21 protein-coding genes are annotated in these 24,026 nt (G+C 65.5%); 9 read left to right on the plus strand and 12 right to left on the minus strand.

Going from position 1 to position 24,026, the window contains the following annotated elements:
* Nucleotides 1-122 precede the first annotated feature (122 nt).
* Nucleotides 123-611, plus strand: coding sequence for a D-glycero-beta-D-manno-heptose 1-phosphate adenylyltransferase (gene rfaE2 / locus GPA25_RS21540; protein ID WP_169262460.1), 489 nt, complete (start codon nt 123-125; stop codon nt 609-611).
* 2 nt (nt 612-613) lie between these two features.
* Here the strand turns inward: rfaE2 and GPA25_RS21545 are convergent, their stop codons facing one another.
* Genes GPA25_RS21545 through GPA25_RS21560 form a run of 4 tightly spaced genes read right to left on the minus strand, consistent with a single transcriptional unit; the run spans nt 614 to nt 6,278 of the window.
* Nucleotides 614-2,653, minus strand: coding sequence for a sensor histidine kinase (locus GPA25_RS21545; protein ID WP_343035035.1), 2,040 nt, complete (start codon nt 2,651-2,653; stop codon nt 614-616).
* Nucleotides 2,650-3,798 (minus strand): ABC transporter substrate-binding protein, encoded by a 1,149-nt coding sequence (locus tag GPA25_RS21550; RefSeq protein ID WP_169262461.1) that lies wholly within the window; start codon nt 3,796-3,798, stop codon nt 2,650-2,652. The genes GPA25_RS21545 and GPA25_RS21550 overlap by 4 nt, the downstream gene beginning before the upstream one ends.
* Entirely contained in the window at nt 3,773-5,995 is a 2,223-nt protein-coding gene (locus GPA25_RS21555) for a putative bifunctional diguanylate cyclase/phosphodiesterase (protein ID WP_169262462.1), read from the minus strand. Before GPA25_RS21555 ends, GPA25_RS21550 begins: the two co-directional genes overlap by 26 nt.
* 16 nt (nt 5,996-6,011) lie before the next feature.
* Nucleotides 6,012-6,278, minus strand: a complete 267-nt coding sequence (locus GPA25_RS21560; RefSeq protein ID WP_169262463.1) for a hypothetical protein — start codon at nt 6,276-6,278, stop codon at nt 6,012-6,014.
* Between the two features lie 140 nt (nt 6,279-6,418).
* Between GPA25_RS21560 and recQ the strand changes: the two genes are divergently transcribed.
* A complete protein-coding gene (recQ, locus tag GPA25_RS21565) occupies nt 6,419-8,248 on the plus strand; it encodes a DNA helicase RecQ (protein ID WP_169262464.1) in 1,830 nt (609 codons plus the stop codon).
* Between the two features lie 16 nt (nt 8,249-8,264).
* Here recQ and GPA25_RS21570 read toward each other — a convergent pair whose 3' ends face one another.
* Nucleotides 8,265-8,867, minus strand: coding sequence for an EAL and HDOD domain-containing protein (locus GPA25_RS21570; RefSeq protein WP_169262465.1), 603 nt, complete (start codon nt 8,865-8,867; stop codon nt 8,265-8,267).
* A 428-nt stretch (nt 8,868-9,295) separates the two neighbouring features.
* Here GPA25_RS21570 and GPA25_RS21575 point away from each other — a divergent pair, with 428 nt between their 5' ends.
* The gene (locus GPA25_RS21575; protein ID WP_169262466.1) at nt 9,296-9,967 is read left to right on the plus strand and encodes a cytochrome b/b6 domain-containing protein; all 672 of its coding nucleotides are present in this window, start codon (nt 9,296-9,298) and stop codon (nt 9,965-9,967) included.
* A gap of 22 nt (nt 9,968-9,989) precedes the next feature.
* Here GPA25_RS21575 and GPA25_RS21580 read toward each other — a convergent pair whose 3' ends face one another.
* From GPA25_RS21580 to GPA25_RS21590, 3 genes are all read right to left on the minus strand, one after another.
* Complete coding sequence (locus GPA25_RS21580) at nt 9,990-10,850, minus strand: cation diffusion facilitator family transporter (protein WP_169262467.1); 861 nt, start codon at nt 10,848-10,850, stop codon at nt 9,990-9,992.
* A 121-nt stretch (nt 10,851-10,971) separates the two neighbouring features.
* The gene (locus GPA25_RS21585; RefSeq protein ID WP_169262468.1) at nt 10,972-12,024 is read right to left on the minus strand and encodes a Glu/Leu/Phe/Val dehydrogenase dimerization domain-containing protein; all 1,053 of its coding nucleotides are present in this window, start codon (nt 12,022-12,024) and stop codon (nt 10,972-10,974) included.
* Between the two features lie 168 nt (nt 12,025-12,192).
* Entirely contained in the window at nt 12,193-15,795 is a 3,603-nt protein-coding gene (locus tag GPA25_RS21590) for an indolepyruvate ferredoxin oxidoreductase family protein (RefSeq protein WP_169262469.1), read from the minus strand.
* A gap of 666 nt (nt 15,796-16,461) precedes the next feature.
* Between GPA25_RS21590 and GPA25_RS21595 the strand changes: the two genes are divergently transcribed.
* From GPA25_RS21595 to GPA25_RS21620, 6 genes are all read left to right on the plus strand, one after another.
* Nucleotides 16,462-16,800, plus strand: coding sequence for a 4a-hydroxytetrahydrobiopterin dehydratase (locus tag GPA25_RS21595; RefSeq protein WP_169262470.1), 339 nt, complete (start codon nt 16,462-16,464; stop codon nt 16,798-16,800).
* Nucleotides 16,801-17,260: 460 nt separating this feature from the next.
* Complete coding sequence (locus tag GPA25_RS21600) at nt 17,261-18,394, plus strand: branched-chain amino acid ABC transporter substrate-binding protein (protein ID WP_211163292.1); 1,134 nt, start codon at nt 17,261-17,263, stop codon at nt 18,392-18,394.
* Between the two features lie 155 nt (nt 18,395-18,549).
* Nucleotides 18,550-19,482 (plus strand): branched-chain amino acid ABC transporter permease, encoded by a 933-nt coding sequence (locus GPA25_RS21605; RefSeq protein ID WP_169262471.1) that lies wholly within the window; start codon nt 18,550-18,552, stop codon nt 19,480-19,482.
* 19 nt (nt 19,483-19,501) lie between these two features.
* Nucleotides 19,502-20,590, plus strand: a complete 1,089-nt coding sequence (locus tag GPA25_RS21610; protein WP_169262472.1) for an ABC transporter permease subunit — start codon at nt 19,502-19,504, stop codon at nt 20,588-20,590.
* A complete protein-coding gene (locus GPA25_RS21615; RefSeq protein WP_169262473.1) occupies nt 20,587-21,357 on the plus strand; it encodes an ABC transporter ATP-binding protein in 771 nt (256 codons plus the stop codon). The genes GPA25_RS21610 and GPA25_RS21615 overlap by 4 nt, the downstream gene beginning before the upstream one ends.
* Nucleotides 21,347-22,099 carry an ATP-binding cassette domain-containing protein gene (locus GPA25_RS21620; protein WP_169262474.1) on the plus strand — a complete coding sequence of 251 codons (753 nt, stop codon included), beginning with the start codon at nt 21,347-21,349 and terminating at the stop codon, nt 22,097-22,099. The genes GPA25_RS21615 and GPA25_RS21620 overlap by 11 nt, the downstream gene beginning before the upstream one ends.
* Nucleotides 22,100-22,123: 24 nt before the next feature.
* Here GPA25_RS21620 and GPA25_RS21625 read toward each other — a convergent pair whose 3' ends face one another.
* From GPA25_RS21625 to GPA25_RS21640, 4 genes are all read right to left on the minus strand, one after another.
* Nucleotides 22,124-22,582, minus strand: coding sequence for an Lrp/AsnC family transcriptional regulator (locus GPA25_RS21625; RefSeq protein ID WP_169262475.1), 459 nt, complete (start codon nt 22,580-22,582; stop codon nt 22,124-22,126).
* Nucleotides 22,583-22,690: 108 nt separating this feature from the next.
* On the minus strand, nt 22,691-23,035 hold the full coding sequence (locus GPA25_RS21630; RefSeq protein ID WP_169262476.1) for an FKBP-type peptidyl-prolyl cis-trans isomerase: 345 nt from the start codon (nt 23,033-23,035) through the stop codon (nt 22,691-22,693).
* A 33-nt stretch (nt 23,036-23,068) separates the two neighbouring features.
* Complete coding sequence (msrA, locus tag GPA25_RS21635; protein WP_169262477.1) at nt 23,069-23,632, minus strand: peptide-methionine (S)-S-oxide reductase MsrA; 564 nt, start codon at nt 23,630-23,632, stop codon at nt 23,069-23,071.
* 59 nt (nt 23,633-23,691) lie between these two features.
* The coding region (locus GPA25_RS21640) for a translocation/assembly module TamB domain-containing protein (RefSeq protein ID WP_169262478.1) at nt 23,692-24,026 on the minus strand (335 nt) is incomplete at its 5' end.

Here is a 24,026-nt window from a genome sequence, read left to right on the forward strand (position 1 = left end):
CCCCCGCGCCGAACCGCGACGCGGCCCACACGGATTGCGCAGCGACGCGACCATCCCGCTAGAATTCATCGCCACACACGCGCTTCAGCGCTCCAATCCCCACTCCACCAGGCAAAACCGCGATGCACTACCCCCGCCCGAGCTTCGAAGCCAAGATCTGCCCCCCCGAACACCTTGCCGCACGCGCGGCGGCGCTGCCACGGCCCCTGGTGTTCACCAACGGCTGCTTCGACATCCTGCACCGTGGCCATGTCACCTATCTCGCGCAGGCACGCGCACTGGGCGCGGCGATGGTGGTCGCGCTGAATACCGACGCGTCGGTGCGGCGACTCGGCAAAGGCGACGACCGCCCGGTGAATCCGCTGGAAGACCGCGCGGCGGTGATGGCCGCACTGGAATGCGTCGATCTCGTCACCTGGTTCGACGAGGACACCCCGCTCACCCGCATCCTCGACGCGCGCCCGGACGTGCTGGTGAAAGGTGGTGACTGGCCGATCGATCGCATCGTCGGGGCCGGCGAAGTGCTGGTCTGGGGCGGCAGCGTGCATTCGATCCCGTTCGAGCACGAACGCTCGACCACCGCACTGCTGGGCCGCATCCGCGGCGGCTGATCTCAGGCGGACGGCTGCGCCGGCACCGCGTCCGACGCGGTGAAGGCCGATGAGGACGGTGCAGCGGCGCTGGTCGTCACCAGTGCAATACGTGGCAGGCGTACACGCATCGTCGTGCCGACGCCCGGCTGGCTATCAACCGAGATCGTACCGCCGAGCACGTTCGACACCAGGCTATGCACGATGTGCAGCCCCAGCCCGCTGCCCCCCTTGCCCAGGCGCGACGTGAAGAAGGGCTCGAAAATGCGCCGCTGCAACTCCAGCGGGATGCCGCGGCCGTCGTCGATCACTTCCAGCACGAGCCAATCCGCATCCTCGGCGCGCCCCACGACGCGGACCTCGCCCTCGGCGCGATCCTCCAGGCCATGCAGCACCGCGTTGTTGATGAGATTCGTCAGCACCTGCCCGAGCGCACCGGGGTAACTGTCGAGCGGGAGCGCCGCATCCACCGCGGTTGTCAGCCGGAACGGCAAGCGCTTCAAGGACGGCCGCAGGGTCATCACGATTTCATCGACCACCTCGCTCAGCGCAAATTTGCGCCGCTGCGAACTCGACTGATCCACCGCCACCTGCTTGAAGCTCGTCACCAGCGACGCCGCGCGCTCGAGATTGCGCTCGATGATCGCGTTGCCCGATTCCGTGTCCTCGAGATAGCGCTCCAGCGACGAACGCCGCAGGCCGCCCGCGAGTTCGCGACGCAGCGCGCGCGTCTGGTCGCGCACCGTGTTGGCGGCGATCAGGCTGTTGCCCAGCGGCGTCCCCAGTTCGTGCGCGACGCCGGCAACCAGCGCCCCCAGCGCCGCCATCTTCTCGGACGTGACCAGTTCTTCCTGCGTCTTGCGCAGGGTATCCAGCGCCGACGAGAGCTCGGCATTGCTCCGGTGCAGCGCCTCGGTCCGTTCAACCACGCGCGCTTCGAGCGTCTGGTTCAGATCCTGCAGCGCCGCCTGACTCGCCACGATGGCCTCCTCGCGTTCGCGAATCGCCTGGCTCATACGCTGGAACGCCACCGCCAGGCGATTGAACTCGCGTACTCGCGACGGCCGCCAGGACAGCTCGTAGCGCCCGTGTTCGATCCCCACCGCAAACACCGACAAATCCCGGAAAAGACGTCCAAAGTAGCCCGCCTGCACGGCAGCCCCGATCAAGCCGACGATCACCGACGTCGCCAGCCCCACCAACATGATCAGCTCCGCCGTGCGCGACGGACGGAAGGCTTCGGCAAGCGGACGCACCACCAGCACCTGCCAGCCCAGCGGCGACACCGGCACGACGCTGCCGACCATGTCGACGCTATCGATGCGCAGGCGCAGAAAGCGGCTGCCATCGTCGTGCTCATGCCCCGGCACCGTCGCCGGGCCGATCACGTCCGGGAGTTGCGGGACGGGTACCAATGCCGTGTCGCCAATCACCTCATTGCGCCGGTCCAGCAGCATCGTGCGCAGCCCGCCATCGTCGGTCACCTGCCCTACCATGGCCATCAAGGGCCCGGACGACAACTCACCGAACACGGTCACGCCGTGCTCGCGTACCGCCACCACCGCGGCAAGCCCCGCGCTGACCGGCGACAGCGCCGCGTCGGACCAGTGCACGCCAGGTTCGCCGGCGGTCGCGTGAAACAGCGGGTGACCCGAAAAATCCATTCCGAGCAGATCGTCGCGCAGCGGACGGCGCGCCGGCGGCAGCCCCACGGCAAGGACGGCACCGTCTTCGCCGATCACGTAGAGCGCGGACAGGCTGTCGTTCTCCTCCAGCGCGCCGTCAAGGATTGCCGAAATCACGCTCGGCACGTGGGGCTCGCCGCCAATCAGCATACGCGTCGCCCCCAGTACCACGGCTTCCGGACGCTCCAATAAGGCTTCGACCTGTCCGGCGATCGCATGCGCGAGCTGGTGTTGCCGCAAACTTGTGTCATGGTCGATCTGCGGCAGCAGCCAGCGCACCATCAGCAGATAGACCACCGCAAAAGTCACCGACGCAACCAGCAGCGAGCGGAAGAACAACAGCCGGGACAGGCGAACCGGGCGCATGGACTTGCTCACGGTGTCGCGCCGGGCAATTTCGCCTCGACGCTGAAGCGCCCGTTGCGGATCGTCGTCATGAACACGTCACGCCGCGTGTCGCCCCATGCGTCAATCTTCAGGCGTCCCTGCAACCCGTCAAACTCGTGGTCGATCAACATCTGCCGGACGCGCTCGCCACTGCCGCCGCGTGCCAGCGCGTCGAGCACCAGCCGGGTCGCGTCATACGCTGCGACGCTGGCGTAGCCCGGCTGCTCGCCGAAACGGTCGAGATAGGCCGAGCGAAAAGCGGCATAGCGCGCCGAGTTGTCGTCGCGATCGAACATCTGGGGCACCACCGCACCTTCGACGGCACGCCCTCCCACTGACACAAGCTCCTCGGTCGCCGCCCACGTCGTTCCCATCAAGGCAATCGCCGTGTCGCGGCGGCGCACGAGCTGGCTGATGCGCGCCATATCGAGCGCGCCCGCGGCAATCAGCACGGCGTCCGGACGCACCGCCAGCAGGCGCGCGACCGGCTCCTGCAGACTGGCATCGTGCGAGGAAAAGAAAGTCTCGGTAAGCAACACCTCGCCACCCGCAGCAAGGAAAGCCCCGCTGAAGTGTTTCACCCAGTCGGCGGTATACGCTTCGTTGCCCTGATCGAGAATGACCGCCACCCGCCGCAGGCCGAGCGTCTGCGCCAGATAGCGGGCGGAAGCCGACGCGTGCTCACGCGTGCTCGCCACCACGCGAAAGAAATGATCGTCGCGCCCGGAAAAACCCGAACCGGCCACCGTCGGCGAGACCACCGCCAGGCCGGAAGACGCCGTCAGCGGCAGCACGACTTCCGCCATCGCACTCGTGGTCGGTCCGACAATCGCATCCACACGGGCAGCCAGCAACTCGGACACCGCACGCCCGGCCAGATCCACCCGCTGCGCGTCGTCGCGCACGACCAGTTCGACCAGCCGGCCGGCGACACCGCCTGCCGCATTCGCCTCCTCGACCGCCAGCCGTGTGCCATTGCGCGCCGCCATGCCAAGATCGGCGGCCTTCCCGGTGAGCCCGCCGATGAAGCCGATGCGCCAGGGCTGCTGTTCCATGCATCCGCCCAGCGCCATCACCACGACGCACAGCCAGACCGCACGCCACAGCACCTCAGCAGCCACCTTGCGCGTGGGCATCGAGCCAGACGCGCCAGTCGTCGGCGGGCATCGGCCGTGCAAAGTGATACCCCTGCCCGAGCTGGCAGCCCATCAACTGCAGCCGGTCTGCCTGTTCGATCTGCTCGATGCCCTCGGCAATCAGTTCGATGCCCAGCCGTCCGCCCAGACCACACACCAGGCCGGCGATCTCGCCGCCCTTGCCCAAGCCGCCGATATCGTTGATGAATGCGCGGTCGATCTTGAGACGATCGACATTCATGCGTTGCAGATGACTGAGCGAAGAAAACCCGGTGCCGAAATCGTCGATCGCGATATCGAGCCCCATCGCCTTGATGCGGCCGAACAGCTCGATCATGCGACTGCCCTCACCCATCGCGACCGACTCGGTGATCTCCAGTTCGATCTGTTGCGGCGACACGCCGCTATCCTCGATAGCGGCACGCAGGCGCCCGAGGAAATGCGGGTCGCGAAACTGGATCACCGACACGTTGATCGCCATGCGCACCGTGCCGTGGCCGCGCTGCGCCATGCGTGCGGCCTCCTCGCAGGCACGCCGCATCACCCATTCGCCCATCGCGACGATCAGGCCGGAACGCTCGGCCAGCGGAATGAAACGATCCGGCGGAATCATCGTCCCATCGGCGGTGCGCCAGCGCAACAAGGCCTCGGCGCCCACGCAGCGTCCGGAGACGAGCGAAATCTGCGGCTGGAATACCAGGAACAGTTCATTCGCACTGAAGGCCCGGCGCAGGTTGTGCAGCATATTGACGCGCCCGCGAATCTCCTCGCTGACACCGCGGTTGTACCGTGCCACCGAACCGCGTTCGGCCAGCTTGGCGCGCTTCAGCGCCAGGAAGGCGTCCTCGAGGGCCTCGCTGCCGTCGCCGGCGACGTCGTCGAGTCGCACCACGCCAACCGTCACCGACACGATGATGCTCTCGCCTTCGATCTCCAGCGGCTCGGCGAACATTCCGTCGAGGCGCTCGGTTTCCGGCTGCGGATTGGCCCAGAACACCGCGAAGCTGTCGCTGCCGACGCGCGCCACCCGCGCATGCGCCTCGCAACCGGCGACGATGCGCGCCGCCACGCCCTTCAGCAGCGCGTCACCGTAGTGATAGCCGAACGCGCCGTTGATCTCGCCGAAATGATCGACATCGACCACCGCCAGCACGCCGCGATCACGTTCGCCCGCGCCCAGATGGGCGTCGAGCATGTCCAGCAGATGGCGCCGGTTGGGCAATTGCACCAGCGGATCGAAATACGAATACTCGTTGAGGCGCCGCACCAGGTCGACGTTGTCCAGGCACACCGACACATTGGCGCAGAACATCTCGAGCAGGTTCGGGTCGAGTTCCTCACTGACGAAGCCCGCCTCGACATACGCCGCCAGATCGCGCCCCGGACGTGCCCCGAAGTACAACGCGATTCCCACCCCCGGCTCGACGACATTCGCGCGGTGCGTCAGCGCACGTTCCAGCATGTCACGCACGGTATCCTCCTGCAGCGCGTCGAGCGTCTGCCGGATGGTGTGTTCGAAACGGCCCGCTGCAGCGATCACCTCGCTCGGCGCACCGGCGTCGTGCCGCGCACACACCAGGCCTTCGGGCGGCAAATCGAGCAAACCGCAGATCTGCGTGATCACGCCCGCCGCAAATTCCGCCAGCCCCTCGCTGCGCAACAACTCCGCGCTACCGCGCACGATGCGCGCCAGGCCCGCACGGCTGGTATCGACGATACGAATCTGCTGGTACGCGCGGATCGCGGCGGTCAGTGCCGCATACAGGCGAGTACGCGACAGCTCGGACTTGTTCTTGTAGTCGTTGATGTCATAGTCGCGGATCGCGTCGAGTTCCGGCGCATAGCCCGGCTGGCCGGTGCGCAGGATGATGCGCACGTCGCGCAGCCCGAAACGGTTGCGGATCTCATCGACCAGGCGCAGGCCCGCGTCCTGCGTTTCCATCACGACGTCGAGCAGGATCACCGCGATGTCACGTTCGGACGCGAACAGCGTGCGCGCATCCTCCGCCGAATACGCATGCAGGAAGGCCAGCGGCCTGCCAAGGATTTCGGTGTTGGCAAGGCTCAGTTCGGTGCTGCGATGCACATCCTCATCGTCGTCGACGATTGCGATTTTCCAGCACGCGACACGAGCGGCCCGGGCCACCGGTGGTTCGGCGGCAAACTCGAGAACATCATCGGCAGCAGCGTTATTCATCCGATCAGACCCACCGCTACATCTCGTCGCGGGCGCGCTTTTCGGAACTTCGCCATGCACTGGTGATATTTTCCTCGAACTCGGGAAACTGCCGGTCGTGTTCCATCAGCAGGCGCAGGATGGTGCGTGCGTGATCGCCCGGAAAGCCACGGCGCTTGCCGTCGCGGGTGTCGTTCATCAGGCGGTTGATGAACTCCCTGCAGTCGCGCGTCCCCCACAGCTCGTCGATCTGCGCGAGGTGAGGATAAGTGGCGTAAAGGGCCGAAACGTCGGTCTTCCGCATGGCATGTCTCACGCGGGTGCACCCGCAACTTTAGTAATAGGCGAAAGATAACACCGGCATCGCTCCACGTCGAACCCCCCATGCATTCACCAGCCACCGCGACACCTCGGACGAACCACCGGCGGTCGCACACCGGTAGAATGGCGGCGATGACAGCGCACGCAATGCCCTCGGCAATCCACGTTCTCGAACACGTTTTCGGCTACACGGCCTTCCGCGGCGAGCAGCAGTCCATCGTCGAACATGTCGCAGGCGGCGGTGACGCGCTGGTGCTGATGCCCACCGGCGGCGGCAAGTCGCTGTGCTACCAGATTCCTGCACTGCTGCGCCCCGGCACCGCCGTGGTGGTTTCACCGTTGATCGCACTGATGCAGGATCAGGTCAGCGCCCTGAAGGAAGCAGGTGTAGCTGCAGCCTATCTGAACTCCAGCCAGGCCGCTGACGAATCCATCACGGTGGAACGCGATCTCACCGGCGGACGCCTCGATCTGCTGTACGTCGCCCCGGAGCGACTGCTCACCGGGCGACTGCTCGCCACGCTCGACCGTATGCACGAGGCCGGCCGCATCGCGCTGTTCGCCATCGACGAAGCGCACTGCGTGTCGCAGTGGGGGCACGACTTCCGCCCGGAATACCTGCAGCTGTCGGTGCTGTCGCAGCGTTTTCCGGGCGTACCGCGCATCGCGCTCACCGCCACCGCCGACCCGGAAACGCGCGAGGAGATTGCCCAGCGCCTGGGACTCGCCGAGGCGCGGCGCTTCGTGTCGAGCTTCGACCGCCCCAACATCCGCTACCGGATGGTCGACAAGGACAACCCGCGCAACCAGTTGCTCGCGTTCATCCGCGACGACCACGCCGGCGACGCCGGTATCGTCTATTGCCTGTCGCGGCGCAAGGTCGAAGAGACCGCCGCGTGGCTCGAGGAACAGGGCATCCGGGCGCTGGCCTACCACGCCGGCATGCCGCAGGAAGTCCGCGCCACGCACCAGAACCGCTTTCTGCGCGAGGACGGCATCGTGATGGTGGCAACGATCGCCTTCGGCATGGGCATCGACAAGCCGGATGTGCGCTTCGTCGCCCACCTCGACCTGCCGCGCTCGATCGAAGGCTACTACCAGGAAACCGGACGCGCCGGGCGCGACGGCCTCGCCGCGCAGGCGTGGATGGCATGGGGCGCGCAGGACATCGTGCAGCAGCGGCGCATGATCGACGAATCCGAAGGCGCCGAGGACTTCAAGCGCCGCGCCCGCGCGCGGCTCGACGCCCTGGTCGGCCTGGTCGAGACGACTGCCTGCCGCCGCCAGCACCTGCTCGCGCACTTCGGCGAGGAAGGCCAGGCGTGCGGCAACTGCGACAACTGCCTGGAACCGCCAAGCACCTGGGACGCCACCGATGCCGCGCGCAGGGCGCTGTCCGGCGTATTCCGCACCGGCCAGCGTTTCGGTGCCGGCCACGTCATCGACGTGCTGCGCGGCGAGATCACCGACAAGGTGCGCGACTGGGAACACGACAAGGTCAGCACCTTCGGCATCGGCGCGGACATGGACGAGAAGACCTGGCGCACGCTGTTCCGCCAGCTCGTCGCACGCGGCCTGCTCGCCGTCGACCACGACCGTCACAATGCGCTGACGCTGACCGATCTCGCGCGGCCGCTGCTGCGCGGCGACGCGGGATTCGCACTGCGCATCGCGCCGGAAAAGCGCCGCTCCAAGCGCGCGCGCAGCAATCGCATGGAAATCCTCGACGGCGTGCCGCTGACGCTGTTCGACCGCCTGCGCGCCTGGCGCGCCGCGACCGCGCGCGAACGCAACGTGCCCGCCTATGTGATCTTCCACGACGCCACGCTGCGCGACATCGCGCTCGCGCGGCCCGCCAGTCTCGCCGAACTCGCCGGAATCTCCGGCATTGGCGACCGCAAGCTCGAAGCCTATGGCATCGCGATCATTGCGGAGATCGCGCGCGAGGTGTGAGCCAGCCCCGTTGCGCTCAGGCCGCGAGCAGGGTCGGACGGCTGAACAGGAAGCCCTGGAACAGATCGAAGCCGAGCGCGACACAGTGTCTCGCCCGCTCCAGGGTATCGACCTTTTCCGCCAGCAGTTTTGCCGGGTAAAGCCTAAGCCGCTTGACCAGCATTTCCAGCGCTTGCTGATCGAGCTGGAGGATGTCGATCTTGACGATATCGACCATCTCCAGCAGCGGTTCGTGGTGATGGTCGATGGCGCAGAAGTCGTCCAACGCAAGGCGGTAACCGAGGTGCTTGAGTTCGGCACAGCGATCAACGATGTCGTCGTTGATCTCGATCGTCTCCAGCAGCTCGAGGACGACCCGTTCGCGGGGGAGCCGCTCGATCCGGCGACTCATCAGCATCTCGGCATCGACGTTTACGAATCCCGCACTACCGCCGATCACGCTGCGCAGTCCAAGCCTGGTGAATGCGTGCGCAATCAGTTGCGCCGTGGCCTCCGCATCGTCCTTGACCTGCGCCGCACCCGAATCGTCGTCGCGAAAGAGCAACTCATAAGCGACCACCTTGCGCTGCCGGTCGAGGATCGGCTGACGCGCCAGGAATACATCGGTGTGTGTGCTCATGATGACCTCCTTCGGGCGACCGGAGATTTCCGTCCCCTGCAACCGATACGAGCATTTTTCATGCCCGAACACGGAAACAACGGAAGCCTACACAACTAACGCATCGGGCCGCGAGGTGGTTGACGCCCGCCCCCGAACAACGGGTGAACGGCCCCACTTTTCCCATAAATGGGGGTAAATATCCCCAAGAGGAAGACACGTTATGGCGCAAGTGTGCCATTCCGACACACGGCGCCGCGCCCTCCACGCGGAAATCGGATCGGCAAAGGAACAGGGCCTCGCCCTTCCGAGCGGCCGCCCGGCACCGCCGTTAGTGGTATCCGCAGGTGCGCCCCCCGGTTAAAGCTGCGTGATACCATCAACTTTTGTGCACGTGCGAAACGGCAGTGCACTCGAAAAACAGCCGTCGAAACACACAAGAATCAATCATGAACAACCCCCAGGAAGCGAACGTACAGACCCAATCCGCGGCCAGCCCGACCCAGATCAAGGTGTGGGACATCCTGGTTCGCGTGTTTCACTGGAGTCTGGTGATTTCGTTCACCACCGGTTACCTGATCACCGACAAGTTCCCGCTGCATGCCTACGCCGGCTACACGATCTTCGCGCTGGTGCTGACGCGGATCGTGTGGGGCTTCATCGGTACGCCATACGCCCGCTTTTCGGCCTTCACCTACAGCGTCCAGGAAACCGTTCAGTACACGCTTTCGGCCCTGCACATGGGCAAGGCACGCGAGTACCTGAGCCACAATCCGATGGGCGCGATCATGGTCTATCTGCTGCTGACGATGCTGCTATGCAACACCATCATCGGCACGATGCTGTACGGCGCACAACAGCTCGAAGGGCCGCTCGAAGGCATCGTCCCGACGCATTGGGACGAAGACCTGCTCACGGCACACGAAATCATGGCGAAGGCGCTGCTGACCACGGCGGCGTTCCACCTGAGCGGCGTGATCTGGGCCTCGTGGTGGCATCGCCAGAACTATATCCTGGCGATGTTCACCGGCTACAAATCGGCCTTCACGCGACGCTCGCACCGCGAAGGCTCGGGCGAAACATGGACTGCCGAAGAGCGCGCCCGGCACCAGCACCGCTGATACCCCGGCGCGACTCGCCGCGCTAGTCGGCCGGTTCGATATGCGTCGTCAGGCGGGCACCGGCCTGCGACTCGACGGCGTGTTCGATGACGTCGGCAAGCGCGTGGGCGCGGGCGACGCTCCAGTCTCCGGGCAGGCGCAGGTCGACATGCGCAAAATGCATTGATCCCGCGACACGCGTCTTGAGGTTCGCAAAGCGACAGCCCTGCGCAGAAAACGAGCGCAGCACCACCTCGATGCGCTCGATATCGTCGTCACCCAGCGCGCGGTCCATTAGCCCGTCGACCGAGCGATGCATCAGCCCCCAGCCTTCACGCAGGATGTTCAGCGCGACGGCCCCGGCGACCAGCGGGTCAAGCCAGACCCAGCCGCTGAAGCTCGCCAGACCCACACCGAGGACGACGCCGGCAGTGGTCCAGACGTCGGTCATCAGATGGCGGGCATCGGCTTCCAGCGCGAGCGAACGATTGGCGCGCCCGACCTGGAAGAGGATGCGCGCGACGACGAAATTCACCAGGCTCGCGCCGATCGACAGCGCGGTACCCAGTCCCAGTTCCCCGATCGGTTGAGGATGGATCAGGCGCTCGCCCGCAGTGGCGAGAATCGCCAGCGCCGCGAGGAAGATCATCACCCCTTCGAAAGCTGCCGAGAAATACTCCGCCTTGCCGTGCCCATAGGGGTGGCCGGGGTCTGCAGGCGCGTGAGCGAAGGACACCATCACCAGCGCAAAGGACGCCCCGGCGAGATTGACCAGCGACTCCAGCGCATCGGACAGATAACCGACCGATCCGGTCAGCCACCATGCTCCCGTCTTCATGCCGATCGTCGTGAGCGCGGCGAGAATCGAAAGCAACAGGGCCTGGTGCGGGGTGAGCGTACGCATGATGTCGGGGAATTGGGTATCGCCGACATGGTAAACCAGACCGGGTACGACCCACCGGCCGGATGCATATCCCGCGATTGGTACGGGAGAGCCTCCGGCCGGCAGGCCGCGGTGACGGCGGTCAGCGCTTGAAGCGTTCCTCGGCGATCGCGTCGGCGACTTCCCCGGTCGGACGCTCTTCCTTGCGCGCGCGCGCGAAGATTTCCATCAGGTTGTCGTAAATGCTCTCGATGTGGCGCTTCAGCTCGGCGCGGTCGAAGTTGCAGGTGCGCTCGTAATAGACGTCGATGATGCCGCCGGCGTTGATCACATAGTCGGGCGCGTACAGGATGCCCTTGTGCATCAGCGCAGCGCCGTGGCGCGGCTCGGCGAGCTGGTTGTTGGCGGCGCCGGCGACAACCTTCGCCTTCAGCAGCGGGATCGTCTGGTCGTTGAGGATCGCACCCAGTGCGCAGGGAGCGAAGACGTCGACGTCGAGACCGAAGATTTCATCCGGCGCCACGACCGTCGCGTCGATTTCCTTCGCCGCACGCACCAGCGGTTCGCGGTGGATGTCGGTGACCCACAGCTGGGCGCCGGCTTCCTTGAGCTGGCGGGCGAGGTCGAAGCCGACGTTGCCCAGGCCCTGCACCGCAACCTTGAGGCCGGCGAGCGAATCGCGGCCGAGGCGCTCCTTGACTGCGGCCTTGATGCCGACGAAGGTGCCGTAGGCGGTCGCGGGCGACGGGTCGCCGTTGCGGACGCCGCTTTCGGTCGGCTTGTCGATGATGCCGGCAACGTGGTCGGTGAATTGCGACATGTACTTCATGTCATCGACGCCGGTGCCGGAGTCCTCCGCCGCGATGTAGCGACCATTGACGCGCTCGACAGCCTGGGCGAAAGCCTTCAGCAGCTCGGGCGTCTTGTCGGTGCGCGGGTTGCCGATGATGACCGACTTGCCGCCGCCGAGCTTGAGGTTGGCCATCGCCGACTTGTAGGTCATGCCGCGCGACAGGCGCAGCACGTCGCGGATCGCCTCTTCCTCGCTGGCATACGGCCACATGCGGCAGCCGCCCAGCGCCGGGCCGAGGTTGGAGTTATGGACGGCGATGATGGCCTTCAGGCCGCTCTTTTCGTCGCTGCAGAACACGACCTGTTCGTGGTCGGCGAAATCGCTCAGGGAAAAAACGCTCATGATGTCTCCTTCTTTGGTCTGAAAGGGTGCAGGGCGCCCTCCGCGATCGCTCGTGGCGACCGCGGAAGGTTTGCTGCGGGGGGTGAAGCAGGGGTTTCGTGGAGCACCGCTCCGCGCCTGCTGAACGGCGGAGCGAAGCGGAGACTCCTGGGTTGGAGGAAACCGGGTTTAGCCGGGAATGACGGCGATGGTCTTGCGCAACTTGCCCGGCACTGCGGCGGTGAGCCCTTCCTTGCGGCGGAACGCTTCGAGCAGCGTGGCTTCACGCTTCTTCGCATTCGCGAGGTAACGCTCGCGGATGTGGCCGAAGCCGCGGATCTGCTCCGGCAGCGACGCGAGCTCGACGGCGGTCTCGAAGTTCGCCTTTTCCAATCCGACGAGAATCTCATCGACAAGCCGCTCGTAGTCGGCGATCAGCTGACGGTCGAGCTTGCGGTCATGCGTGCGCGCGAAGGGGTCGAGCAGCGAACCGCGCAGGCCCTTCATCTTCGCAAGCATGCGCATCGCTTTGAGCATCCACGGCCCGTACTTCTTCTTCTGCAGCTGGCCGGTCTCGGGGTCCTTGTCGGCGAGCGTCGGCGGTGCAAGGTGGAAGACGAGCTTGTAGTCGCCTTCGAACTGCTCCTCGACGCGCTTCAGGAAGTCGCTATCGGTGTACAGGCGCGCCACTTCGAACTCGTCCTTGTAGGCGAGCAGCTTGTAGTAGCCGCGCGCGACCGCGTCGGTGAGCAGCGTGATGCCGGGCTGGACCTTCGCTTCCGCGGCACGCACGCGCTCGACCAGGCGCGCATAGCGCTCGGCGTAGGCCGCATCCTGGTAGTCGGTGAGGAAGGCCTTGCGACGGGCGATGACCTCGTCGAGCGAGACGGACAGCTTGTGATGCGCGGGCGTGCCGTGCTGCGGCTTGGCGGCCAGCGCAACGGCATCCGGATCGACGGCGGCGCGGCGGCCCCACTGAAAGGCGGCCTTGTTGGCTTCGACCGCGGCGCCATTGATCTCGATCGCACGCAGGATCGCGTCGCGCGACAGCGGCACCAGCCCGCGCTGCCACGCAAGACCGAGCATGAACAGGTTGGTCGCGATCGAGTCGCCGAGAATCGCGGTGGCGAGGCGCGAGGCTTCGAGGAACTCGGCGTTCTGGCTGCCGACCGCCTCGACGATCTGGCTTTCCATCGAACCGGCCGGGAACTGCGGGTCCGGGTGCTTCGAGACGTTGCCGGTGCGCGCCTGGGCGGCGAAGCCGCGGACGAACTCGCTGGTGTTGGTCTGGTCGCGGTTGATGACGACGCGGGTGTGCCCGGCGCGCATCTTGGCGAGCGATTCGTCGCTCGCGGTGACGACGAGGTCGCAGCCGATCACGACGTTCGCTTCACCGGCGGCGACGCGTGCGGCGAAGATGTCATCGGGGCGATCGGCGATCTTGACGTGCGACCACACCGCCCCGCCCTTCTGTGCAAGACCGGCCATGTCGAGCACCGACACGCCCTTGCCTTCGAGGTGCGCGGCCATGCCGAGGAGCGCGCCGATCGTCACCACGCCGGTACCGCCGACGCCGGTGATGAGTATCCCCCATGGCGCGGTCGTCGCCGGCAGCGTCGGTTCGGGCAGCGACGCGAAGACGTCGGCCACCGCTGTCGCGGCTTTGCCCTTGCGCAGCTTGCCGCCTTCGATGGTGACGAAGCTCGGGCAGAAGCCCTTCACGCACGAGAAGTCCTTGTTGCACGAGGACTGGTCGATGGTGCGCTTGCGTCCGAACTCGGTCTCCACCGCAGCCACCGACATGCAGTTCGACTTCTCGCTGCAGTCGCCGCAGCCTTCGCAGACGAGGTCGTTGATGACGACGCGCATCGCCGGATCCGGGAACTTGCCGCGCTTCCTGCGGCGACGCTTTTCGGCCGCGCAGGTCTGGTCGTAGATGATCGCGGTGACGCCCGGCACTTCGCGCAGCTCGCGCTGCACCGCGTCGAGTTCGTCGCGGTGGCGGATCGGCACGCCGTGCGGCAAATCGGCCGGACCGTAAGCGCGCGGTCCGTCATTGACGACGATGATGTTGCCGACACCTTCGGCGGTGAGTTGGCGCGCGATGATCGGCACCGATAGCGTGCCGTCGTGCGGCTGACCGCCCGTCATGGCGACGGCGTCGTTGTAGAGGACCTTGTAGGTGATGTTGACGCGCGCTGCGACTGCCGCGCGGATCGCGAGGATGCCGGAGTGCATGTAGGTGCCGTCGCCGAGGTTCGCGAAGACGTGCGGGGTCTTCGTGAAAGGCGCCTGGCCAACCCAGGGCACGCCCTCGCCGCCCATCTGGCAGAAGGTCTGCGTCGTCTCCGGCGACAGCCACGTCGCCATGTAGTGGCAGCCGATGCCCGCGATCGCGCGCGAGCCTTCCGGCACCTTGGTCGAGGTGTTGTGCGGGCAGCCGGAACAGTAGTGCGGCACGCGCTGGATCGACAGGCGCGGCTTGGCGAGCGCGGCTTCCTTGGCGTCGAAGAAGGCGAGGCGCGCCTTGATGCGATCGGACGTGTAGAAGCGCGCGATGCGGGCGGCGATCACGCGGGCGATCATCGCCGGCGTCAGGTCGCCGGCCGCGGGCAGCATCCAGTCGCTGTGCGGCAGCGCCCATTCGCCCTTCTCGTCGAACTTGCCGATGACGCGCGGGCGGACGTTTTCCTTCCAGTTGTAGAGTTCTTCCTTCAGCTGGTATTCGAGGAACTGGCGCTTTTCCTCGATCACGAGGATCTCGTCGAGGCCGTCGGCAAATTCGCGCACGCCCTCGGCTTCGAGCGGCCACACCATGCCGACCTTGTACAAGCGGATGCCGATCTCGGCGGCGGTCGCGTCGTCGATGCCGAGGTCTTCGAAGGCCTGGCGTACGTCGAGGTAGCTCTTGCCGGAGGTGATGATGCCGAGCTTGGCGTTCGGGCTGTCGATCACCGTCTGGTTGAGCTTGTTGGCGCGGCAATACGCCAGCGCGGCGTACAGCTTGTGGTGCATCAGGCGCTTTTCCTGCACCAGCGGGGGATCGGGCCAGCGCAGGTTGAGGCCGTCGGCCGGGATCGGGAAGTCGGTCGGGATGATCGTCTCGACCGCGAAGGGGTCGATGTTCACCGACGCGGAAGTCTCGACCGTGTCGGTCAGCGCCTTGAACGCGACCCAGCAGCCTGAATAGCGCGACAGCGCGAAGCCGTGCAGGCCGTATTCGAGGTAGTCCTGGATGCCCGCGGGGGCGAGCACCGGCATCATCATCGCCTTGAAGACGTGCTCGGTCTGGTGCGGCAGCGTCGAGGACTTGGCGCCGTGGTCGTCGCCGGCAATTACCAGCACGCCACCGTGCTTCGAGGTGCCCGCGGCGTTGGCGTGGCGGAACACGTCGCCGGTGCGATCGACACCTGGGCCCTTGCCGTACCAGATCGAGAACACGCCGTCGTACAGCGCATTAGGATCGAGATTGACCTGCTGCGTGCCCCACACCGCGGTCGCCGCGAGGTCCTCATTCAGACCGGGCTGGAACCGGATGTGCTGCGGTTCGAGGTATTTTTTTGCTTTCCAGAATTCCTGGTCGACGTTGCCCAGCGGCGAACCGCGGTAACCGGTGACGAAGCCGGCGGTGTTCAGCCCGGACTTCTGGTCGCGCAGGCGCTGCATGATCGGCAGGCGCACCAGCGCCTGGATGCCGGTCATGTACGCACGACCGCTTTCGAGCGTGTATTTGTCGTCGAGCGAGACCGGCGCGAGGGGGGCAAGGGCCTGCGGGGATTGAGTTTTCGACATGGCGTGTGAACCGTCGCAGATCCTGGACGCGCAGCGCTCGTGACGCCCGTATCCGGCCTGCCGACGTTGTCTCCTGTATGGTTGCTGTTATGCGCGTTCGCGGCATCGAACGACGAGGAGGCATCGTACGGACAAGGCACGGCGGATAATTTCCTTCTTCGCGAACGAATCGGCCGCCCGGAGGAAAAATTTTTCGCAAATCGGCGGTTTCGGGAAATTTCGCGGAGGCGGCGAAAGATGCACCGCAACATCGGACGCCCAGACGTGCTACGCGCTCCCCTCATGATGGGATGCTTTTGATACCTGTTGACGCCGTGCCGGCATCCCCGTCCCCGCGCAAAGAGCGCGACGGTAGCCGGCCTGATAAGCGACGTTGCCACGCCTGCTGCATGCACCTGTTCCGAGCTGATCGTGACCGGCGATTCCAACAAACTGACCGGCCATTCGGCCGACCGCCCAAATCGGTCGCGATCCCGGAAACACCGGTCACACCGTTCTCGGAATCAGCGGTCACGTTGGGTCGGAATCCGCACCCGTTGCTCAAACATTGCTGCCGTGCGTCAGTTTGAACCTTGTTACATCAGGGGCTAGATTGAATCAGGTGGCGCGGGGGCGCGTCATCGGCACCCCCCCTTCAATTCCGTCGGCTTTCCGGGAGAGCACAAAGTGAGCAACGATCTCTTGTCGAAGACTTGTGTGCCGTGCCGCGGCGGAATGCCTCCCCTGACCAGGGCCGAGGCGGAAGACTATCTGGCGCAGACGCCCGACTGGGCGCTGATGGATGACGCGCAGCGCATCCAACGCAGTTTCAGCTTCAAGAACTTCAAGGAAGCGATGGATTTCGTCGCCAGCGTGGGCAAACTTGCCGAGGCGGCGGGCCACCATCCCGACATCGGATTCGGCTGGGGCTGGGCTACGGTTGCATGGCAAACGAAGAAGATTAAAGGGCTCCACGAGAACGATTTCATCATGGCGGCGGAGACGGACCGACTGTTCGGCGCTTGAATGGGAGCGGCAGGCGAGTTCTCTGCGGCGGGTCCCGACATCGAGATCAAGCACCACCGTCAGCTCGTGGAACCTGAGGTCTAGCTGCCAGACTCGCAGCCACCGTCCCCCAATTTTTCTTACGGATCAGCTCCTTTCGCATCCCCCCAAGCGCACACCCGACCGGCTGATTGTTGCACCGCGCCAGACGCTTTCGGAACAAACCCGCCGAAACGGGGCGAACAGGGGAAAAATTTTTCCCCGAGCCGGCAACAAGCACCGCAAAGCCGGAAAACAATTCCCCCCTCCTCTCCTTACCATTCCTCACCTCGCAACCGCCCCCACAAGCGGCTGCGAAAAAAATATAAGCAGGAGACAAACCATCGTGGATTCACCGGCTCCAACGCGAGCTGCCGGGATCCGTCTGTCTCCGCCGTGCTTATAGCAGTACCCGCGCACCGCCCATAAGGAGGAGACATCCATGAAACTGAACAAACTGATTTTCGCCCTCGCCGCCGCGAGCCTCGCCGCCGGCGCCGTCCATGCCAAGGAAGTCGTCGTGCGGATCGGCCATGCCGGCCCGCTGACCGGCCCGGCTGCAGCATTCGGCAAGGACGGCGAAAACGGCGCACGCCTTGCGATCGAGGACGCCAACGCCAAGGGTTTGAAAATCGGCGGCGACACGGTGAAGTTCGAACTGGTCAGCGAGGACGATCAGGCGGACCCTCGCACCGCGACGACCGTGGCGCAGCGCCTGGCCGATTCCGGCGTCAAGGGCGTGGTCGGTCACGTGACCTCGGGCGCGTCGATCCCCGCCTCGCGCATCTACGAGAACGCCGGCATTCCGGTGATCACACCGTCCTCGACCAGCCCGAAGCTGACCCAGCAGGGCTACAAGATGACCTTCCGCGTCATCGCCAATGACCTGCAACAGGGCAATGCGCTGGGCAAGTACGCGGTGGATCAGCTGAAGGCGAAGAAGATCGCGGTGATCGACGACCGCAGCGCCTACGGCCAAGGCCTGGCGGATGCGTTTGCGAATGCGGTGAAGGCCGCCGGCGGCCAGGTCGTCGGGCGTGAATTTACCAACGACAAGGCGACCGACTTCATGGCGATCCTCACCAAGATCAAGGCCACGACGCCGGATGCCGTGTTCTACGGCGGCATGGACGCGCAGGCAGGCCCGCTGGCACGCCAGATGAAGCAGCTCGGCATGACGGCAAAGTTCCTCACCGGCGACGGCGGCTGCACCGGCGAGATGATCAAGATGGCGGGCGACGCGCTGTCGGCGACGACCTTCTGCACCCAGGCCGGCATCCCGCTGGACAAGATGCCCGGCGGTACGGCCTTCCGCACGCAGTTCAAGCAGCGCTACGGCAACGACATCCATGTGTATGCGCCGTACGCCTACGACGCGATGATGTCCGTCATCGAAGCGATGAAGACGGCGAACTCGGTCGAGCCGGCGAAGTACCAGCCGAGCCTGAAGGCGCTCAGCTACCAGGGCGTCACCGGCCCGGTGGCGTTCGACCAGAACGGCGACATCAAGGGCGGTGCGATCACCGTCTATAACTTCAGCGGCGGCCAGTGGGCGCCGATCCAGACCCTCCAGTAAGCCCCTGAAAGCGCCGGCCCGCGACCTGCGGCCGGCGCCCCCTTCCCAAGCAATGCACGCCCTGCGTCCGCTTACCGGCGGGTGCGGCGGCGACACTCGTCCAGACATTCGACGGCGCACTCCGTCGGAATGTGCAAAACGACAAGGGTGAATCGATGGAAACCTTTCTGCAACAAATGCTCAACGGGCTGGTGTCGGGCAGCATTTATGCGCTCGTGGCCCTCGGCTATACGATGGTCTATGGCATTCTCGGCCTGATCAACTTCGCCCACGGCGAACTCCTGATGATCGGCGCGCTCGTCGCGCTGCAGACCATTTCCCTGCTTTCCTCCGCGGTGCCCGGACTGCATCCCGCGGTGCTACTTCTCGCCGGAGTCGCCACTGCGGTGCCGGTGTGCATGGCGGTCGGCTACCTCATCGAGCGCATCGGCTATCGGCGGCTACGCAATGCGCCGCGGCTGGCTCCCTTGATCACCGCGATCGGCGTGTCCTTCCTGCTGCAGACGCTGGCGATGATCATCTGGGGCCGCGAGTTCCACGTGTTCCCGCAACTCATCGACACCGCCCCGATGCAGCCGATGGCCGGCGTCGTCGTGTCGCCGCTGCAGATCTTCACGATCGTCGTCGCATTCACGCTGATGGGCGCGCTGATGCTGCTGGTGAACAAGACCCGCCTCGGCCGCGCGATGCGTGCGACCGCTGAGAACCACCGCGTCGCCGGCCTGATGGGCATCAACGCCAATGGCGTGATCGCCGCGACCTTCATCATCGGCTCGGGGCTCGCCGCGCTGGCCGGCGTGCTGTTCGCATCGAACTACGCGATCGCGCACTATGCCATGGGCTTCACGCCCGGCCTGAAGGCCTTCACCGCTGCAGTCCTAGGCGGCATCGGCAACCTGCCCGGCGCGATGGTCGGCGGCCTGGTGCTGGGCCTCGTCGAAAGCTTCGGCGCCGGCTACATCGAGCACCTCTCCTTCGGCTTCCTCAATTCGAGCTACCAGGACATCTTCGCCTTCATGATCCTCGGCGCCGTCCTGATCTTCCGCCCGTCCGGCCTGCTCGGCGAACGCGTCGCCGACCGCGCCTGATCCGCACAGGAAAGAGACCATGACCACGACTTCCTCGACCCTCCCGCTGCCGGTGAGCTTCTCGCTCGACCCGCGCCTGCAGCGCCCCCTCATCATCCTGCTGGCACTCGCGGCGCCGCTGCTGGCCCTGGCCTTCGGCAAGAGCTGGGTGCGCGTGCTCGACTTCGCGCTGCTGTATGTCCTGCTCGCCATCGGCCTGAACCTGGTGGTCGGCTTCGCCGGCCTGCTGGACTTGGGCTACATCGCGTTCTACGCCGTCGGCGCCTACACCTGGGCCTTCCTCGCATCGCCGCATTTCGGCATCCACCTGCCGTTCTGGATCGTGCTGCCGCTCGGTGCGGCCTTCGCGGGCCTGGCGGGTATCGCGCTCGGCTTTCCGACCTTGCGGCTGCGCGGTGATTACCTTGCGATCGTCACGCTCGGCTTCGGCGAGATCATCCGCATCTTCATGAACAACCTGAACCAGCCGATCAACATCACCAACGGTCCGCAGGGCATCGACCAGATCGACCCGCTGACCATCGCCGGCATCGACCTGTCGCGCGATCTGGATCTGTTCGGCGTGCAGGTGCCGTCGCTGCTGCTGTACTACTACGCCTTCTTCGGTTGCGTCGTATTCGCGCTGATCCTCGTGCGCCGCCTGCAGATCTCGCGCATCGGTCGCGCTTGGGCGGCGATCCGCGACGACGAACTCGCCGCCAAGGCAATCGGCATCGACACGCGCATGATGAAGCTGCTCGCGTTTGCGCTGGGCGCGACTTTCGGCGGCGTCTCGGGCGGCCTCTTCGCGGCCTTCCAGGGCTTTGTCAGCCCGGAGAGCTTCAGCCTGATGGAGTCGATCGTCGTGCTGACGATGGTCGTGCTGGGCGGCATGGGCAACCTCGCCGGTGTCGTCGTCGGCGCGATCATGCTGACGGCGCTGCCCGAGCTACTGCGCCACTTCGCGGTGCCGATGCAGATGGCACTGTTCGGCAAGACCCTGCTTGACCCCGAAGTGCTGCGCATGCTGCTACTGTCGCTGGCGATGATCGTGATGATGCTGGTCCGCCCTGCCGGCCTGTTGCCCGCCCGCACCCGCTACGCCCACCGTGAAGGAAGAAACGCATGATTACCCTGCTCGAATCCCGCGCCGTGAATAAGCGCTTCGGCGGTCTCAAGGCACTCACCGACGTGTCGCTGAAGATCCACCGCGGCGAGGTGTACGGCCTCATCGGCCCCAACGGCGCCGGCAAGACCACCTTCTTCAACGTGCTGACCGGCGCCTATGCGATCGACGGCGGCGAGTTCGTCATGAACGGCGCGGAACTGCCCGACGGCAAGCCGCACCTCGTGGTCGCCCACGGCATCGCCCGCACCTTCCAGAACATCCGCCTATTCCGCGAACTGACGGCACTGGAAAACGTGATGGCCGGCCACCACATCCGCTCGAGCGCCGGCGTATGGGGCATCCTGACGCAGAACCGCGCAACCCGCGAGGAGGAGCGTCTGATGACCGAGCGCGCACTGGAGATCCTCGACTACGTCGGCATCGCCCGCCACGCCGACACCGTCGCGCGCGCCCTCTCGTACGGCGACCAGCGCCGCCTGGAGATCGCCCGCGCATTGGCGACCGAACCGCAGTTGCTGGCACTCGACGAACCGGCCGCCGGCATGAACGCGACCGAAACCGCCGGCCTGCGCACGCTGGTCGAGACGATCCGCAAGGACGGCATCACCGTGCTGCTGATCGAGCACGACGTGAAACTGATCATGGGGCTGTGCGACCGTGTCGCCGTCCTCGACTTCGGCAAGAAGATCGCCGAAGGCACTCCGGCCGAGGTCCAGCGCGACCCCGACGTCATCCGCGCTTATCTGGGAGGCCACCGTGCGCACTGAAAACCCTGTCATCCTCGAAGTCCGCAACCTGAAGGTCGCCTACGGCGGCATCCAGGCCGTCAAGGGCATCAACCTGGAGCTGCGCAAGGGCGAACTGGTGTCGCTGATCGGCGCCAACGGCGCCGGCAAGACGACGACGCTCAACACGCTCGCCGGCGTGGTGCCGCATAACGGTGGCGAGATCCTGTACGCCGGGCAGAACGTCGGCAAGCTGCCCTCGCACCTGCGCCTGCGCCAGGGCCTCGCGCTGGTGCCGGAAGGCCGCGGCATCTTCACGCGCCTGACGGTCCAGGAGAACCTGATGACCGGCGCCTACACCCGGCGCGATGCAGACGGCGTCGCCGCCGACATGGAGAAGGTGTTCACGCTGTTGCCGCGCGTGAAGGAACGCCTGCACCAGACCGCCGGCACGCTGTCCGGCGGCGAACAGCAGATGGTCGCGATCGGCCGCGCGCTGCTGTCGCGCCCTCAGGTGCTGCTGCTCGACGAGCCGTCGATGGGTCTCGCGCCGCTGGTCGTCGAGAAGATCTTCGAGGTGATCCACTCGATCACCCGCGAAGGTATGGCGGTGCTGCTGGTCGAGCAGAACGCCAACCTCGCGCTCGAAGTCAGCGAACGTGCCTATGTGATGGAGAGCGGCCGCGTCACGCTCGAAGGCACGGGCCACGACTTGCTGAACGACCCGAAGGTACGCAGCGCATATCTGGGCGAAGACGTCGGAGCAGAGTTGGCCGTTGCGTGAGCGATGAAAACGGCGCTGCCCGCCTCACAGCGGCAGCGCCGTTTCGTTCTTGATCTCGCGCAACGCGACGCTGGAGTTCGTGACATCAACTTCCGGGATCTTCAGCAGGAAGTTGTGCATGAACGACGACAACGCTTCGAGGTTCGGCAGGTAGAGTTTGAGCAGGCAGTCGGTCTCGCCGAGCAGTTCGTAGCACTCGACAACCTCGTCGCAGCCCTTCACCGCCTGCTCGAAGCGGTCAAGCACTTCGGCGCTGTGCTTCTTGAGTTTCACGCGCACCCACACACAGGTCTCGAGGCCGACCTTCTTGCGGTCGAGCAGTGCAACATAGCCGCGGATCAGACCCGCCTCCTCGAGTTCGCGCACCCGCCGCCAGCATGGCGACGACGACAGGCCAACCTTCTCCGCGAGACTCTGGGTGCTGATCGACGAGTCCTTTTGCAGCAACGCGAGGATTCGCCGCTGGGTCGGGTCCAGTTTCATGTCTCCCCCTTGTTGTAATGTAGCGGGCACATCGCGCGCCCGCTCGACGCCGCGGAACGCGCGCTCCGCAGCGCCAGGCCCTTATTTTGGACCCTTGTCCGGGCCTGATCAGAGGACTTTCAGCAGCTCCACTTCGAACACCAGTGTTGCGTTCGGCGGAATCACGCCGCCCGCGCCGCGCGCGCCGTAACCCAGTTCCGGCGGAATCGTCAGCTTGCGCCGGCCGCCTTCCTGCATGCCCTGCACGCCTTCGTCCCAGCCACGGATGACGTGGCCGGCCCCCAGCGGGAAATCGAAGGGATCATTGCGATCCTTGCTCGAATCGAACTTGCGGCCGTCGGTCAGCCAGCCGGTGTAATGCACCGATACGCGATTGCCCTTGGCCGCGGTGGCACCGCTGCCGACTTCCAGCTCCTCGATGACGAGGCCGCTGGCGGTGGTGGTCTGGGACATTCAGAATCTCCTGCCGGGGTTAAAAGCAGGATTCTAACCGCCCTGCCTGCGCCGGCTGGCGAACTTCGCGCGGAATTTGGCAATCTTCGGCGCCACCACGTACTGGCAATACGGCTGGTCGGTATTGCGCGTGTAGTAATCGTGATGCTGCTCCTCGGCCGGCCAGAAAGTCTCCGCCCGGTCGACGCGCGTGACGATGGCGCTCGGGTACACGCGCGCCTCGCCCATGTGCTCGATCAGCGCCAGCGCAGTGTGCAGCTGCTCTTCGGTGGTCGCAAAGATTGCCGAACGGTACTGCGTGCCGATGTCGTTGCCCTGGCGATTGAGGCTGGTAGGGTCGTGAATCACGAAGAATATCTCGAGCAGGTCACTGTAGCTCACCACCGCCGGGTCGAACACGATCTGCACCGCCTCCGCATGGCCGGTGCCGCCCGCGCACACCTGCTGGTAGGTGGGCGCCTCGAACCGCCCGCCGATATAGCCGGAAGTCACCGACTCCACTCCCTCGACTTCCTTGAATACCGCTTCCAGGCACCAGAAACATCCGCCCGCCAGAATGGCCGTTTCGCGTGCTGCAAGCTTGTCGTTGTTGGTCATCCGTTTGCCTCCATGGGGTATCCCGGCAATGTGACAACATCGCCGCGCCGCGATTCCCTTTATTCGAAAGAGATCGTGTAATAGATATCAGCCGAGTTGTCGGTTCCGCTGCGCGCCACCACCGACACTTGGCGGGTGAGCTGATACGTAAGCTTGACGAGGCTTTCGGCGCCGCCAAGGCTCTGCTCGAAGGACAGGAACAGGTCCGACGACAGTCGCTTGCCCAGCATCAGCACCTGTCCGCCAACGCCGTCCCCACCACTGACGATGGTACCGTCGCCGACCACGCGACTGGTAGCGCGGCGCGTAGCACCACCGAGTTCGCCCTGGCCGATCGACAACTCGTCGAAGCCCAGGCTGCGCGACAGCTGCTCGGTCATGCCCCCGCCCGGCC

This window comes from Aromatoleum diolicum (assembly GCF_012910955.1).
Taxonomy (GTDB): domain Bacteria; phylum Pseudomonadota; class Gammaproteobacteria; order Burkholderiales; family Rhodocyclaceae; genus Aromatoleum; species Aromatoleum diolicum.

Coding starts and splice junctions, on each gene's coding strand:
- rfaE2 (WP_169262460.1), top strand. CDS start 123: ATGCACTACCCCCGCCCGAGCTTCGAAGCCAAGATCTGCCCCCCCGAA.
- GPA25_RS21550 (WP_169262461.1), bottom strand. CDS start 3,798: ATGCCCACGCGCAAGGTGGCTGCTGAGGTGCTGTGGCGTGCGGTCTGG.
- GPA25_RS21555 (WP_169262462.1), bottom strand. CDS start 5,995: ATGAATAACGCTGCTGCCGATGATGTTCTCGAGTTTGCCGCCGAACCA.
- GPA25_RS21560 (WP_169262463.1), bottom strand. CDS start 6,278: ATGCGGAAGACCGACGTTTCGGCCCTTTACGCCACTTATCCTCACCTC.
- recQ (WP_169262464.1), top strand. CDS start 6,419: ATGGCGGCGATGACAGCGCACGCAATGCCCTCGGCAATCCACGTTCTC.
- GPA25_RS21570 (WP_169262465.1), bottom strand. CDS start 8,867: ATGAGCACACACACCGATGTATTCCTGGCGCGTCAGCCGATCCTCGAC.
- GPA25_RS21575 (WP_169262466.1), top strand. CDS start 9,296: ATGAACAACCCCCAGGAAGCGAACGTACAGACCCAATCCGCGGCCAGC.
- GPA25_RS21580 (WP_169262467.1), bottom strand. CDS start 10,850: ATGCGTACGCTCACCCCGCACCAGGCCCTGTTGCTTTCGATTCTCGCC.
- GPA25_RS21585 (WP_169262468.1), bottom strand. CDS start 12,024: ATGAGCGTTTTTTCCCTGAGCGATTTCGCCGACCACGAACAGGTCGTG.
- GPA25_RS21590 (WP_169262469.1), bottom strand. CDS start 15,795: ATGTCGAAAACTCAATCCCCGCAGGCCCTTGCCCCCCTCGCGCCGGTC.
- GPA25_RS21600 (WP_211163292.1), top strand. CDS start 17,261: ATGAAACTGAACAAACTGATTTTCGCCCTCGCCGCCGCGAGCCTCGCC.
- GPA25_RS21605 (WP_169262471.1), top strand. CDS start 18,550: ATGGAAACCTTTCTGCAACAAATGCTCAACGGGCTGGTGTCGGGCAGC.
- GPA25_RS21610 (WP_169262472.1), top strand. CDS start 19,502: ATGACCACGACTTCCTCGACCCTCCCGCTGCCGGTGAGCTTCTCGCTC.
- GPA25_RS21615 (WP_169262473.1), top strand. CDS start 20,587: ATGATTACCCTGCTCGAATCCCGCGCCGTGAATAAGCGCTTCGGCGGT.
- GPA25_RS21625 (WP_169262475.1), bottom strand. CDS start 22,582: ATGAAACTGGACCCGACCCAGCGGCGAATCCTCGCGTTGCTGCAAAAG.
- GPA25_RS21630 (WP_169262476.1), bottom strand. CDS start 23,035: ATGTCCCAGACCACCACCGCCAGCGGCCTCGTCATCGAGGAGCTGGAA.
- msrA (WP_169262477.1), bottom strand. CDS start 23,632: ATGACCAACAACGACAAGCTTGCAGCACGCGAAACGGCCATTCTGGCG.